At 69.9% G+C, this 14,111-nt stretch carries 11 protein-coding genes; 4 read left to right on the plus strand and 7 right to left on the minus strand.

Annotated features, from left to right (window positions below; translation table 11 throughout):
• Positions 1-92: 92 nt before the first annotated feature.
• From ASC93_RS26615 to ASC93_RS26635, 5 genes are all read right to left on the minus strand, one after another.
• A complete protein-coding gene (locus ASC93_RS26615) occupies positions 93-1,115 on the minus strand; it encodes a cation diffusion facilitator family transporter (RefSeq protein WP_082548368.1) in 1,023 nt (340 codons plus the stop codon).
• Positions 1,112-1,441 (minus strand): helix-turn-helix transcriptional regulator, encoded by a 330-nt coding sequence (locus ASC93_RS26620; protein WP_056449906.1) that lies wholly within the window; start codon positions 1,439-1,441, stop codon positions 1,112-1,114. Before ASC93_RS26620 ends, ASC93_RS26615 begins: the two co-directional genes overlap by 4 nt.
• 146 nt (positions 1,442-1,587) lie before the next feature.
• The gene (locus ASC93_RS26625) at positions 1,588-4,389 is read right to left on the minus strand and encodes a pitrilysin family protein (protein WP_056449908.1); all 2,802 of its coding nucleotides are present in this window, start codon (positions 4,387-4,389) and stop codon (positions 1,588-1,590) included.
• A 15-nt stretch (positions 4,390-4,404) separates the two neighbouring features.
• Positions 4,405-5,304 (minus strand): metallophosphoesterase, encoded by a 900-nt coding sequence (locus ASC93_RS26630; RefSeq protein ID WP_056449910.1) that lies wholly within the window; start codon positions 5,302-5,304, stop codon positions 4,405-4,407.
• Between the two features lie 2 nt (positions 5,305-5,306).
• The gene (locus ASC93_RS26635) at positions 5,307-5,789 is read right to left on the minus strand and encodes a CinA family protein (RefSeq protein WP_056450157.1); all 483 of its coding nucleotides are present in this window, start codon (positions 5,787-5,789) and stop codon (positions 5,307-5,309) included.
• A gap of 384 nt (positions 5,790-6,173) precedes the next feature.
• Here ASC93_RS26635 and ASC93_RS26640 point away from each other — a divergent pair, with 384 nt between their 5' ends.
• From ASC93_RS26640 to ASC93_RS26650, 3 genes are read left to right on the plus strand one after another with little or no spacing between them, the layout of a single operon-like run.
• Positions 6,174-6,716: a YfiR family protein gene (locus ASC93_RS26640; RefSeq protein WP_056449912.1), complete on the plus strand. Its 543-nt coding sequence runs from the start codon at positions 6,174-6,176 to the stop codon at positions 6,714-6,716.
• A gap of 5 nt (positions 6,717-6,721) precedes the next feature.
• Positions 6,722-8,737: an ATP-binding protein gene (locus ASC93_RS26645; protein ID WP_056449914.1), complete on the plus strand. Its 2,016-nt coding sequence runs from the start codon at positions 6,722-6,724 to the stop codon at positions 8,735-8,737.
• Between the two features lie 10 nt (positions 8,738-8,747).
• Positions 8,748-11,327: an EAL domain-containing protein gene (locus ASC93_RS26650; protein ID WP_056449916.1), complete on the plus strand. Its 2,580-nt coding sequence runs from the start codon at positions 8,748-8,750 to the stop codon at positions 11,325-11,327.
• A gap of 94 nt (positions 11,328-11,421) precedes the next feature.
• Here the strand turns inward: ASC93_RS26650 and thiL are convergent, their stop codons facing one another.
• The gene (gene thiL, locus ASC93_RS26655; RefSeq protein ID WP_056449919.1) at positions 11,422-12,396 is read right to left on the minus strand and encodes a thiamine-phosphate kinase; all 975 of its coding nucleotides are present in this window, start codon (positions 12,394-12,396) and stop codon (positions 11,422-11,424) included.
• A gap of 26 nt (positions 12,397-12,422) precedes the next feature.
• The gene (locus ASC93_RS26660; RefSeq protein ID WP_056449920.1) at positions 12,423-13,367 is read right to left on the minus strand and encodes an AraC family transcriptional regulator; all 945 of its coding nucleotides are present in this window, start codon (positions 13,365-13,367) and stop codon (positions 12,423-12,425) included.
• Positions 13,368-13,494: 127 nt separating this feature from the next.
• On the opposite strand from ASC93_RS26660, the gene ASC93_RS26665 reads away from it, so the two are divergent.
• Positions 13,495-14,031 (plus strand): carboxymuconolactone decarboxylase family protein, encoded by a 537-nt coding sequence (locus ASC93_RS26665; RefSeq protein ID WP_056449922.1) that lies wholly within the window; start codon positions 13,495-13,497, stop codon positions 14,029-14,031.
• The last annotated feature ends 80 nt before the right edge of the window (positions 14,032-14,111 follow it).

Below are 14,111 nucleotides of genomic sequence, written 5' to 3' on the forward strand. Positions count from 1 at the left end.
CAGAGCTCCAGCTGAGCCTCATCTGATGAAACTGTCAAGAATTTTATTCCGGACAGCAGTGCGCCTCCGCGGGGACGACGCATTAACGATGCTCAGTGCGCGTGGTCGTGCTTGTGATCGTGATCGTGATCGTGATGATCGTGGTCGTGGTGATCATGGCCATGGTCGTCATGCGCATGCGCCTCCAGCCCGTCTTGCAGGCAGCAACTGCTGTGCTGGGTCGTCCCTTGCTCCACCTGCAGCGTGCAATGGTGGATGGAGAAATCTTCGCGCAGGTGGCCGACGATGTCGTCGATGGCCGCATCGCCCGGATAGCCGGCCGGCATCACGAGGTGGGCCGTGAGGGCCGTCTCCGTCGTGCTCATCGCCCAGATGTGGACGTCGTGCACTTCGGTCACGCCGGGTTGCGCGGCCAGGAAGGCCGTCACACCCGTCGCGTCGACGCTGTCCGGCACACCCGCCAGCACCATCTGGATCGACTCCTTCAGCAGCGACCACGTGCCCGCGACGATCACGACGACGAGCACGAGGCTGACGGCCGGGTCGAGCCACGTCCAGCCCGTGTAGATGATGACGACGCCGGAGATGACCACGCCCAGCGACAGTACGGCATCGGCCGCCATGTGCTGGTAGGCGCCGCGCACGTTGATGTCGTCCTTGCTGCCGGCCACGAACAGCCAGGCCGAGAAGCCGTTGATCAGCACGCCGATCAGCGCCACGATGGAAACCGTCGTGCCGGCCACCGGTTCCGGATGGGCGACGCGGTGCACGGCTTCCCAGGCGATGGCGCCGCAGGCCACCATCAGCAGCAGGGCGTTGGCGAGGGCGGCGAGGATCGACGTGCCGCGCAGGCCGTATGTGAAGCGGCGCGTCGGCGCGCTCCTGGTGAGCAGGGCGGCGCCCCAGGCGAGGCCGAGGCCCAGCACGTCGGACAGGTTGTGGCCGGCGTCGGCCATCAGCGCCGTCGAGTTGGCGATGAAGCCGTAGACGAATTCGATGGCGACGAAGGCCGTGTTCAGGGCGATCGCAATACCGAACGCGCGGCCGTTGCCGTCCGGTGTCGGATGATGGTGATGGTGGCCGTGGTCATGGCCGTGGGAATGATGGTGACTCATGCGTCCAGTCCGGTAGTTGATTCGGCGATCGGTTCGGCGATGTGTTCGAACATGTTGGCAAGCAGTCCGCTGATGTGGGCATCGGCGGCCGCATAGAACACCTGCTTGCCCTGGCGCTCGGCCTTGACGATGCGGGCCGCACGCAGCAGGCGCAGGTGGTGGCTGACCAGCGAACTGGACAGGTTCAGCGCGGCGGCGATATCGCCCACGGCGGTCGGCTGCGCCAGGCAGGCGAGCACGATGCGCAGCCGCGTGGGGTCGCCCAGCAGGTGGAACAGGTCGGCGAGTTCGTCGACGGCATTGTCGATGTCGGGTGGGATGCTCATGCTTAACGTGTGAAGAACTGTTCACATGTTAAACGCACGGGCGTGGCGGAGGCAAGAGACGATTGCGGCCGGGGCCGTAAATGCGACGGTTGGGTGGACGGCGTACACGCATGCATGACACGAACCGTGCGGTATAGCCGTCCACCCTACGGGAGCTGTCCGTCCGCATCGCGCAGCTCCGGCGTTCCCAGCCCGAGCTTTTGCAGCTGCGGCAGGATCGCCGCACGGTCCCCCACGGCGATGACCTTCAGCTGGTCCGGCCTGACGTATTTTTGCGCCGCCGCCTGCACCTGGGCCGCGGTGACGGCGCGGAACCGGTCGGGCAGGGCGCGCCAGTAATCGGCGGGCAGGTCGAACACATATGTCTCGGCCAGGCTCGCACCGATGCCGCTGTTCGTCTCGAACTGGCCCGGCAGCGAGTACACCTGCGAGTCGCGCGCGCCGGCGAGTTCGGGGCCCGGCAGCGGCTTGTCGCGCATGCCGTTCACTTCCTTGAGAATCTCGGCGACGGAAGGGCCCGTGACATCCGTGCGCACGCTGCCGGCGATGGCGAACGGGCCCGGCGTGCGGTGGTAGCGGAAGTCGGAAAACACGCCGTAGCTGTAGCCCTTCTCTTCGCGCAGGTTGAGGTTGATGCGGCTCGAGAACAGGCCGCCCAGCGCCGCGTTCATGACTTGCATGGCCGGGTAGTCGGGCGTCTTGCGCGCGGCCGCGATGGTCGTGACGCGCAGCGCAGTCTGCGGGGCGCCGGGCTTGTCGACGACGACGAGGCGCGCCTTGCTGCCGGCAGGATCGTCGACCGCCGACACGGCCGCGTCGGCGCGCTCCCAGCCGCCGAAGCGTGCCGTCGCCAGCGCGCGCAGCGTCTCCAGCGTGATGTCGCCGGAGACGACGAGGGCCGCGTTGCCGGGCAGGTAGTGGCGGCGCCAGAAGCGCACGAGGTCTTCGCGCGTCGTGGCGCGGATCGCCTGCTCCGTGCCGAGCTGGCCGTAGCCGTAGGGGTGGTCGGGTCCGTACAGCGCGCCGGCCGCGGCGACGGCCGCGACCCGTGCCGGATCGTCGCGCTGCTGCGTGAGTTCGCCCAGGCGCGCGGCGCGCTGGCGCTCGACTTCGGCGGTGGGAAAGGCGGGGTGCTGCACGACGTCGGCCAGCACGTCCAGCGCCTGCGGGAACGTGGAACGCAATGCCAGCAGCGACACCGTCGACGCGTCGGGCGACGCGGTGCTGCCGAGGAAGGCGCCCAGCTGGGCGATTTCGTCGGCGATGCGCGGCGCGCTGCGCGTGGCCGTGCCTTCTTCCAGCATCTGCGCCGTGTAGCCGGCGAGGCCCGGCTGGTCGGACGGGTTGGCGCCGGAGCCGCTTTTCACGACCAGTTCCGCCGCCACGAGCGGCAGCGCCGGATTCGGATGGAAGATGACGGTCAGGCCGTTCGGCAGCTTGAACGACTCTCCCTGCGGCAGCGTGAAGCGCGGCGCCGGCCCCGGTTTCGGCGGTGTGCGGCGCCACGGTTCGTCGCGGTTGATGCCGGCGGTGGGGCCCGCGCCGGATGCCTTGGGCGGCGCCGGCGCCGGGACGTCGGGCCCGAGGTCGGGCTTGCCCGGCACGCCGGCGACGATCACGCGCGCGTTCGGCTGCAGGTAGGCTTGTGCCACGCGGCGCACGTCGGCCGCGCTGACGCGGCGCAGGCGTTCGATGTCTTTCGGCAGATAGCCGGGGTCGCCCGTGTACTGGTTGTACTGGTTGATCTGGTTCGCGAGGCCGGTGCCGCCCAGCTTTTCGATCGACGTCAGCATCGCGGTCTCGATCGTGTTGCGGGCGCGTTCGACTTCCTGCTCGGACGGTCCGGTGTCGCGCAGCGCTTTCAGTTCACCGTCGAGCGCCGCCTCCAGTTCGGCCGCGTCGTGGCCCGGGCGCGCGGTGGCGTCGACGATGAAGGTGGACGTGAGCGCATTCGAGTTCTGCGCGGCCGATGCCTCCTGCGCGATCTGGCGTTCGTACACGAGCGATTTGTACAGGCGGCTCGCCTTGCCGCCGGCGAGGATCTGCGCCGTCACTGCCAGTTCGGCGTCGCCCGGCTGGAACGCGGGCGGCGTGAGCCACGCCATGTACACGCGCGGCAGCTCGACGCGGTCCGCGACCGTGATGCGGCGTTCGCGCGTGATCGGGGGCGTGGCCACGCGCGGGTGCGCCACCGGCGCGCTGCGTTTGAAGCTGCCGAAGTACTTGGCGACGAGGGCGCGCGTCCTGGTCTTGTCGATGTCGCCGGCGATCACGATGCTGGCGTTGTTCGGGCCGTAGTAGCGTTTGAAAAAGTCGCGCACGTCGGCCAGCTTCGCGTTCTGGATGTCGGCGTGGGAGCCGATGACGGCCGCGTAATACGGGTGGGTCTTCGGGAACAACGCGTGGTTCAACGCTTCCTCGACGATGCCGTACGGCCGGTTCTCGACGCTCTGGCGCCGCTCGTTGCGCACGACGTCCTGCTGGTTCGACAGCGCGGCCTGGTCGAGCACGTCGAGGAGATAGCCCATGCGGTCGGCGTGCACCCACAGCGCGAGTTCGAGCTGGTTCGAGGGCACGGTGTCGTAGTAATTGGTGCGGTCGTAGTCCGTGCTGCCGTTGCTGTCGGTGGCGCCGGCGCCTTCCAGCAGGCGGTCGGCCAGGCCGCGCGGCAGGTGCCGGGTCCCGGCGAACATCATGTGCTCGAACAGGTGGGCGAAGCCGGTCAGGCCCGGCGCCTCGTTGGCGGGGCCGACGTGATACCAGATGTTGACGGCCACGATGGGCAGGCGGTGGTCCTCGACGAGGATCACCTCCAGGCCGTTGGGCAGCTTGGTCTTGTCGTAGCGGACCTGCGGCGCGGCCGCTGCCGCCGGCGCGGGTTGCGCCTGCCCCGCCGCCGGCCCCGCAAGGACCAGCAGCAGGGGGACAAAGGACAGGAGGCGGTTCATGCGGGCTCCGTTTTTTTAGTGACAGGCGGCGCTGCCCCGGTCGGGCGGCGCGACGCCGAAAGACGACAGCCGCGTCGACTCGACGAATTCCCAGCCGTAGCCGCCCGCGTACAGCTGCAGGCGCAGCACGCCGGTGCGGTTGCTGTCGCGGACCTCGCTGTGCGCGACGGTCAGCAGGAACGGCGTCGGATACGCGCCGCCCGTGCCGACGACGAACTGGCGGATGCCGCGCGCCGCATCGAGCCGGCCGTCCGCATCCTGCGGGGCGAAGCGTTCGTAGTCGTGGTCGTGGCCGGACAGCACCAGCTCGGCGCCGGCGTCGTACAGCAGCTTCCAGGCGTCGCGCATCTTCGGGACGCTGCCATGGCCGCCCGAGCTGTACAGCGGATGGTGCCAGTACGCGAGCGTGCAGCGGGCCGGGTGGCGCGCCAGGTCGGCGCGCAGCCAGTCCAGCTGGGCCGCGTGCTGGGCCGGGGCCAGGTTGCTGTCCAGGGAGATGACGTGCCAGGTGCCCAGCTCGAAGCTGTAGTAGCCGCGGCCGGCCCGCGCGCCCCAGTACGCGAAATAGGGTTTGGCGCCCGGCGTGTAGTACTCGTGGTTGCCGGGCGCGGGCCAGGTGCGGTCCTTGAAGCGGCCCCACGTCGGCGCATAGCAGTCGGAGAATTCCTTCGCGGCGCCGACCGGATAGGTCAGGTCGCCCAGCGCCAGCACGACGGCCCGCGGATCCTGCGCGAGCCCGGCGGCGACGGTGGCGGCTGTCTCGGCCGCGACCGAATACGCCGGGTCAGGGTAGGCGCAGCGCGCGATGTCGCCGGCGGCGTACACGGTGATGCCCGGGTCCACGCCCGCGGCGAGCGCGCTCGCGGAAACGAATGCCGCGAGCGCGGCCGCGGCACGCATCTGCAGGCGCGCCATCCTTACTCGAGCAGGCGCAACAGGCCGGCCAGCGCGTGCGCCACGGTCTGCTCGCGCACCGCGTGGCGGTCGCCGGAGAACACGAGGCGCTCCGTGTACGTGGTATCGCCCTTCGACCAGCCGAAGCACACCGTGCCCACGGGCTTGCCGGGGACGGCGCCGGTGGGGCCGGCGATGCCGGTCGTCGACACCGCCACGTGGGCATTGCTGTTGGCGACCGCGCCTTCGGCCATGGCGCCCGCGACTTCCTCGCTGACGGAACCGAATTGCGCGATCAGCGCGGCCGACACGTCCAGCATCTCCGTCTTGGAGGCGTTCGAATACGTCACGAAGCCGCATTCGAACCAGCCGGTCGAGCCGGGGATTTCCGTGATGGCCTGGGAGACGCCGCCGCCCGTGCAGGATTCGGCGGTGGCCAGCAGCAGGCCCTTGGCTTCGAGTGCCCGGCCCACACGGGTGGCCAGGTCGATGATGTCGTTCGTCACGTGTCGCTCCTCCTTGTAACGGCGGCCGCAGAGGGCCGCCAGGGTCTCCAGGATCTTTCGCGGGCGCGCCCCGTGTGCCGGGCGTGAAATGATCCGCTGCGCGCTCGCGTCCATTCTAGCGCGCCTTCCCGGCGTGCGGCGTCGGAATCTTAACGAAAAGCCATGCTTGCCCGATGCGGGGCCGTCCTTACAAATGTCATTGTATTTATCGGCGTTAATGAAGTTGTTCGTTCCGTGCGACATTACCCTCGGCCGTGCTGCTATCCTGCCCGTCTTGCGGGCTGGCCGTGCGGGCGCGCCCGCACCGTTGTTATTGACCGAACCAGGACTTCGCATGCCGCTCGACCGTTTCGCGCATGACCATCCGGGGCCGGCATACCCGTGATGGCGCTGTCCCTCGCAGCCGCGCGCCCGTCCCGCCAGGCGGTGCTGTGCCTGCTGATCCTCGCGGGTGCCGCCCAGGCCCGGCCCGACCTCCCGGCCACCCCTGAGCGCAAGCTCAAGGCGGCCTATATCTACCGTGTCGCCACGTTCGTCGGCTGGCCGGACGCCGCGTTCGCGCGCGCCGGCGCGCCGCTCCTGGTCGGCGTCGCCGGTGACGACGCGCTCGCCGCCGAAGCCGCGCGCTTCATGGGCGGACGCCTCGTGCACGGCCGGCCGCTGGCGGTCGTGCGCATCGATCGCCGCCTCGATCCGCATGCCATGCCGCACGTGCTGTTCGTGGCCGCCTCGCCCGCGCGCGGCCGCTTGCTGGATGCCGTGCGCAGCCAGCCCGTGCTGACGGTCTGCGACGGCGCGCCCGGACACGGCTGCGTGGTCGGGCTGGTGGCGGACGGCACGCACCTGCGGCCGCGCGTCGACCGGCTCGAGGCGACGGCCGCGCAGCTGCGCGTCAGCGCGCGCCTGCTGGCGCTGGCGGCGTGGTGACAAGCATGATCCGCCCGCGCCGCTCGATCCGCGAAAAGCTCGTCACGATCGTGATGTCGACGACGCTCGCGGCATTGGCCGTCTCGGTGGGCACCGTCGTCGCCTACGACCTGCGCAGCTACAAGAGCGCGCTGCTGAACGACCTCGCGACGCAGGCGGAACTGGTGGGCCACATGACGTCGGCCGCGCTGGCCTTCGACGATGCGCGCCTGGCGCGCGAGAACCTGGCCCTGCTGCGCAGCCGGCCGTCGGTGCGTGCGGCCGCCATCTACGACGAGAAGGGCACGCTGTTCGCGACCTACGTGGCGCCCGGCGAGACCGGCGCGTTCCCCGTGCGTCCGGCGCAGGGCGGCCGGCTGGTGCATGCCGGCGGCAAGGAAACCTATGTCGGCAGCGGCGAGGACCTGGTGCTGTACAAGCCGATCAGCGAGAACGGCGACCTGCTCGGCACCGTCTACCTGCGCTCGCAGAACCAGATGATGGAACGGATGCGCGACTACCTCGTGATCTGCGCCTGCGTGACGGTGCTGGCGCTGTTCATCGCGTGGCTGCTCGTGCGCCGCCTGGGCCACACGATCACGACGCCCATCGACGCCATCACGAACATCGCGCGCGAAGTCGTGGCGCGGCGCGACTATTCGCGGCGCGCGCCGCGCATCAGCGAGGACGAGGCGGCGGAACTCGTCGATTCCTTCAACGCCATGCTGACCGAGATCGAGCAGCGGACGCGCGCGCTGGAAGACTCGAACAGCGAGATCGTGCGCCTGAACGAACGGCTCGAAGCGCGCGTGCAGGAACGCACGGCCCAGCTGGAACTGGCCAACTCGGAACTGGAGCTGGCGATCGAGGAAGCGCGCAACGCCAACCAGGCCAAGTCCGCGTTCCTGTCGTCGATGAGCCACGAGCTGCGCACGCCGCTCAACGCCATCCTCGGCTTCGCCCAGATCCTCGCGGCCGACAACATGCCGACGACGCTCGACCAGAAAAAGGAATTCGCGGGCCACATCCTCAAGTCGGGCCGCCACCTGCTCACCCTGATCAACGAGATCCTCGACCTGGCCAAGGTGGAGGCGGGGGCCTTGAGCCTCTCGATGGAGCCGGTGCTGCTGGCCGAGGTGCTGGACGAATGCCAGGGCATGATCGCGCCGCTGGCGGCCGCGCGCGGGGTGCGGGTCCTGTTCCCGCAGGCGCCCGCGGTGCGCGTGCAGGCCGACCGCACCCGCCTGAAGCAGGTGCTCCTGAACCTGTTGTCGAACGCGGTCAAGTACAACCGCGAGGGCGGGGCCGTCGTCGTCGATTGCGCGCAGCCGGCGCCGCAGCGCCTGCGCCTGTCCGTGCAGGACACGGGCATGGGCCTGTCGCCCGAGCAGGTGGCCGGCCTGTTCCAGCCTTTCAATCGCCTCGGCCAGGAAACCGGCACGCAGGAAGGAACCGGCATCGGCCTGGTCGTGACGCGCCGTCTCGTCGAGCTGATGGGCGGCGAGATCGGCGTCACCAGCAGCCCGGGCGTCGGCAGCGTGTTCTGGATCGAACTGGCCTGCGCCGATGCGGCCGGCGCCGCGCCCGCATCGGCGCCGGCCGCGCGCGCCGCGGCCGCGGCGGACGAGGGCGATGCGCCGGCACGGCCGTCCACCGTCCTGTACATCGAGGACAATCCGGCCAACCTGAAACTGGTGCAGGAGATCGTGCGCTTCCGGCCCGACCTGCGCCTCGTGAGCGCGCCGGACGGCCATTTCGGCCTGTCGCTCGCGCGCAGCCAGCGGCCCGACATCATCCTGATGGACCTGAACCTGCCGGGCCTCTCCGGGTTCGAGGTCCTGGCGCAACTGCGCCGCGAACCCGAGACGGCGCGGATTCCCGTCGTCGCGGTGTCCGCCAACGCCATGCGCGCCGACATCGAGCGCGCGCTGGCGGTCGGTTTCGTGCGTTACCTGACCAAGCCGATCGACATCGGCCAGTTCAACGAGGCCATCGACGGCGTGCTGGCGCAGCGCCCCGCCGAGCACAGACAGCCCGAGTGAGGACCACCCCATGATTTCGCCCAACGACATCCGCCGCGCGCACATCCTCGTCGTCGACGACGAGCCGGTGAACGTGCAGTTGCTCGAATTCCTGCTCAAGACGAGCGGCTACGAGAACGTCGCCAGCACCACCGATCCGCGCCAGGTCGCCGCGCTGCACCTGCAGCACCGCTACGACCTGATCATCCTCGACCTGCAGATGCCGCACATGGACGGCTTCCAGGTGATGGAGGCGCTGAAACCGATGGAGCGCGAATCGTGGCTGCCCGTGCTCGTGGTGACGGCGGAGCCGGACAAGAAGCTGGCCGCGCTGGAAGCGGGCGCGCGCGACTTCATCGGCAAGCCGTTCGACACCGTCGAGGTGCTGACGCGCATCCGCAACCTGCTCGAAGTGCGCCTGTTCCACCAGGAGTCGCGCGACTACGGCGCGCGCATGGAGCGCAAGGTGCGCGAGCGGACGGCCGAACTGCAGCGTTTCCGCGGCGCGATGGATGCGACGACCGACGCCATCTTCCTCGTCGACGCGCGCACGATGGCGATGGTCGACGTCAGCGACGGCGCCTGCCGCATGCTGGGCTTTTCGCGCGAGGCGCTGCTGCGCATCGACCCGGTCGCGCTGGGCCTGGCCGAACGCGCGCAGCTGGAACGCTATGCCGACCCGGCATCCACGTCGCGCGAGCACGACATCGTGGAGACCGAGCTGCTGCGCTCGGACGGGCAGGGCGCGGTGCCGGTCGAGATCAGCTGGCAGCTGCAGTCGTCGGACCACACCCGCATCCTGATCGCCGTCGCGCGCGACATCAGCGAGCGCCTGCAGGCCGCGCAGCGCCTCAAGCACATGTCGAACTACGATAGCCTGACCGGCCTGCCGAACCGCAGCCTGTTCTTCCACACGCTGCGCGATGCCATCGAACTCGCGCAGGACAAGAACTGGCGCATCGCCGTCCTGTTCATCACGCTCGACCGCTTCAAGATCGTCAACGACTCGCTCGGCCCCGCGCTGGGCGACGAACTGCTGCGCCAGTTCAGCACGCGGCTCGTGCGCTGCGTGCGCCTGCGCGACACGATCGGGCGCCTGGGCGGCGACGAGTTCGCGCTGATCCTCACGATGACGCGCGAGCAGACCGAGGACGAAGCCGTGAGCGTGGCCAACGAGGTGCGCGAGGCGCTGCGCGCGCCGTTCGACCTGAATGGCCAGCAGGCCGTGCTGACGGCCAGCATCGGCATCGCGATGTACCCGGACGATGCCACCGACCCGGGCACGCTCGTCAAGTACGCCGACGTGGCGATGGTGCGCGCCAAGGAGGCCGGCCGCGACGGCTACCGCTTCTTCACGGCCGGGATGAACGTGCAGGTGCTGGCGCGGCTGGACCTCGAAGTCGCGCTGCGCGGCGCCGTCGACGACAACCAGTTCGAGCTGCACTACCAGCCCAAGCTGGACCTGAACACGGGCCGCGTGAGCGGCGTGGAGGCGCTGCTGCGCTGGCGCCGTCCCGGCGTGGGCCTCGTGTACCCGGCCGAATTCGTCCCCATCCTGGAAGACACGGGCATGGTCGTGCGCGTGGGCGCGTGGATCCTCGGCGAGGCCTGCCGCCAGATCGCCGCGTGGAATGCGGAGGGCGTGCGCGACGTGCGCGTGGCCGTCAACGTGTCGAGCCGCCAGTTCGTCGAGGGCGACCTGGAAGGCGACATCCGCGCCGCGCTGGAACACCATCGCGTGGACCCGGGCCTGCTCGAACTGGAACTGACCGAGAGCGCGCTGATGTCGAACTTCGAACACACGGTGCAGGTGCTGGAGCGCCTGAAGCTGCTCGGCATCCGCGTCGCCATCGACGATTTCGGCACCGGCTATTCGAGCCTCGCGTACCTCAAGCGCTTCCCGATCGACAAGCTCAAGATCGACATCGCGTTCGTGCGCGACATCACGACGAATCCGGACGACGCCGCGATCGCGCTGGCCATCATCAGCATGGCGCACAGCCTGCACATGCAGGTGATCGCGGAAGGCGTGGAATCGCGCGCCCAGATGGCGCTGCTGCGCCGCCACCGCTGCGACGAGATCCAGGGCTTCCATTTTTCGCGCGCGCTTGCCCCCGTCGACCTGGCGCGGCTGGTCCTGGAAAACCGTTCCCAGCCCACGCGGCCGGCGGAGGACGACCGCAACGTCCAGACGCTGCTCGTGGTGGACGACGACGTCAACGTGCTGGCCACGCTGCACCGCCTGTTCAGGCGCGACAACTACCGCGTGCTGACGGCCGCGTCGCCGGCCGAGGGCTTCGAACTGCTGGCGCTGTACCGCGTGCAGGTGATCCTGTGCGACCAGCGCATGCCGGCGATGAACGGCACCGAATTCCTCAGCAAGGTCAAGGAGATGTATCCGGACACGATGCGCATCATCCTGTCCGGCTACACGGGCGTGGAGACGGTGCTCGATTCGATCAACCGGGGCGCGATCTACCGCTTCTACACGAAGCCGTGGAACGACACGGAACTGCGCGACAACGTGCGGCTCGCGTTCCGCCAGTACTGGCTTACCCACGGGCCGTACGATGATCGCAAGACGCCGCGCGGGGATGAGGAAGCGGCGTGATCGTGCATGGTGGGCACGGGGTGCCTACGCCGGCCGCGCCCGCCCTACGGCAGCGTTGACATCGTAGGGCGGGCTCCCCGAGCCCGCGCGGCAGTCAGCCCGGGCTGAAATGATCCCAACCGACCAGCTGCAAATCGAGCGCCGCGCCGTCGGCATCGACGAGCCGCAGGCCCGGTTCGGCCGTGATCGTGCCGACGCGCGTGACCGCCGTCGCGCTGGCTTCTCCGGCCGCGCGAATCGCGTCGCGCTTCTCTACCGGCGCCGTGAAGCACAGTTCGTAATCGTCCCCGCCCGCGGCGGCGAAGCGGCGGCGCAGGGCGCGCGGCTGGCGCGCCAGCGCGGGGCCGGCCGGCAGCGCGTCGACGTCCAGCACGGCGCCCACGCGCGACGCGGCGAGGATGTGCTTCAAGTCGCCCACGAGGCCGTCCGAGATGTCGAGCGCGGCGTGCGCGAGGCCGCCTTCGGCCAGCAGGCGCCCGAGCGCCACGCGCGGCGTCGGCGCGTGCATGCGCTGGCCGGTGGCGGCGTGGTCGGCGGCGTCCAGTGCGACTTCGCTGCGGCGCGCGGCCAGCCACAGGCGCGCGTCGCCCAGCGTGCCGGAGATCCAGATGTCGTCGCCCGCGCGCGCGGCGTCGCGCCGCAATGCCTGGGCCGGCGCCAGTTCGCCGAAGATCGTGATGCAGATGTTCAGCGGGCCCTTGGTCGTGTCGCCGCCCAGCAGTTCGCAGCCGTGGGCGTCGGCCAGCGCGAACAGGCCGCGCGAAAAGCCGTCGAGCCAGTCCGGCTCGGCCGCCGGCAGCGCCAGCGCGAGCGTGAAACCGAGCGGCCTGGCGCCCATCGCGGCCAGGTCGGACAGGTTCACGGCCAGGCATTTGTGGGCCAGCAGGAACGGGTCGGCGCCGGCAAAGAAATGGCGGTCCTCGACCAGCATGTCGGACGAAATGGCCAGCAGCTTGCCGGGCGTGGGCGCGAGCAGGGCGCAGTCGTCGCCGACGCCGAGGACGGTGTTCGGGCCGCAAGCGCGGTCGCGCTGGAAGTAGCGTTTGATGAGATCGAATTCGGAGAGCATCCCGCGATTCTAATCCGGGACACCCGTCAGGCGGCAACCGGCGCCGCCGCCGCCGCCCGCGCCGTGCGCCGCCAGGTGCCGGGTCCGACCCCGTAGTGGCGCTTGAACACGCGGTTGAACGCGGCTTCCGATTGATAGCCGACGGCCAGCGCCACGTCGCCCACGGCGCCTTCGCCCTGCAGCAGGGCACGCGCGGCGCGCGCCATGCGCAGCCGGGTCAGCATGTCGGCCGGCGGCATGCCGCACAGGCGCGCGAACAGGCGCGCAAACGTCGCGCGCGACATGTGGCACGCCGCGGCCAGGTCTTGCACTGTCCACGCCCGCTCGGGCGATTCCAGCATCCGGTGCAGCGCATTGCCCAGGCGCCGGTCGGCCAGCACGGCGAACAGGCCGGGCGCGTCGTGGCGCGTGCCTGCCAGCCAGGCGCGCAGCAGCAGTGCGAACAGGGCGCCCGACAGCTGGGCGACGACGACGTCCGCGCCCGGCCGCACGGAGGCCGTCTCGTGCTGCAGCAGCCGGACCAGCGCGTGCAGGCCGGGAAAGTCGTCGGCGCGGCTGGCGCGCACGACCATCACCTCGGGCAGGGCGCGCACGAGGGCTGCGCGCGCGGCGCCCTCGAACACGAAGCTGCCGCACAGGATGGCGGTGCCGGGGCCGTCGCCGCCGTTGCCGTGGCGTTGCAGCGGGCCGTCGCCGGCGAGCGGCCGGACCGGGACGGCGTCGGCGGCCGCGCCGGCGTGCAGGCGATGCGCGCTGCCGCCGGGGAAGACGATGACGTCGCCCGGGGCGAGGTCGAGGCTGTCGTGGCCGGACACGTCGACGCGTGCGCCGCCTTCGACGACCACGTGGAACGGCGCCACGCCCGGCGTCGCGGCCGGTTCGTCCAGCACCCAGGGCGCGGCCAGCTCGCAGCGGATGTCGAGCGAGGTGCGGATCGTGTACAGGGAAAGCAGGCGGCTCAGGGTGTCCATGTGCGTGTTTGAATGAGACGAATGGGCAAATTATCGCAGCATCCTGGCATTCATCGTGCCGACCTCGACGCGTAGACTTCTTTCCATGCCAAACGGCATTTCATCCACGAACGAGAAAGGAAGCATCATGAGCCGTCTTAACGCACTTGGTTCCAACGCCACCGGCCGCACCGCCGAGCTGTTTGCCGCCGTCAAGGCCAAGCTGGGCAAGGTCCCGAACGCCTACGATGCCGTCGGCAGCAACAGCCCGGTGGCGCTCGAAGCGCTGCTGAACTTCGATGCGAAGCTGGCCGACACGAGCCTGTCGAAACGGGAAATCGAAGTGATCAAGCTGGCCGTGAGCGAAGTGAGCGCCTGCGATTACTGCCTGGCGGCGCATACGCTGGCCGGCAAGGCGGCCGGCTTGTCGGCGGATGCGATCCTGGCCGCCCGCCGCGGCACGCCGGGCGGCGATGCCAGGCTGGATGCGCTGTCCACGTTCGTGCGGGAGGTGACGGGCAGCCGCGGTACCGTGCCGGCACCGGTCGTCGATGCCGTCAAGGCGGCCGGCTACACGGATGCGCAGGTGGTGGACACGATTTTCGCGATCTCCAGCATCACGTTCACGAACCTGGTCAACCGCATCAACGACACGGCGCTGGACTTCCCGAAAGCGCCCGCCTGACACGGGCGACGGGCCGGGTTGCCATGCTACCCGGCCCCGGTTGCTGCTGTCGATACCAAGAAATACGTAGACGGGGGGCC

It is taken from the genome of Massilia sp. Root335 (genome assembly GCF_001425685.1).
Taxonomy (GTDB): Bacteria; Pseudomonadota; Gammaproteobacteria; order Burkholderiales; family Burkholderiaceae_D; genus Telluria; species Telluria luteola.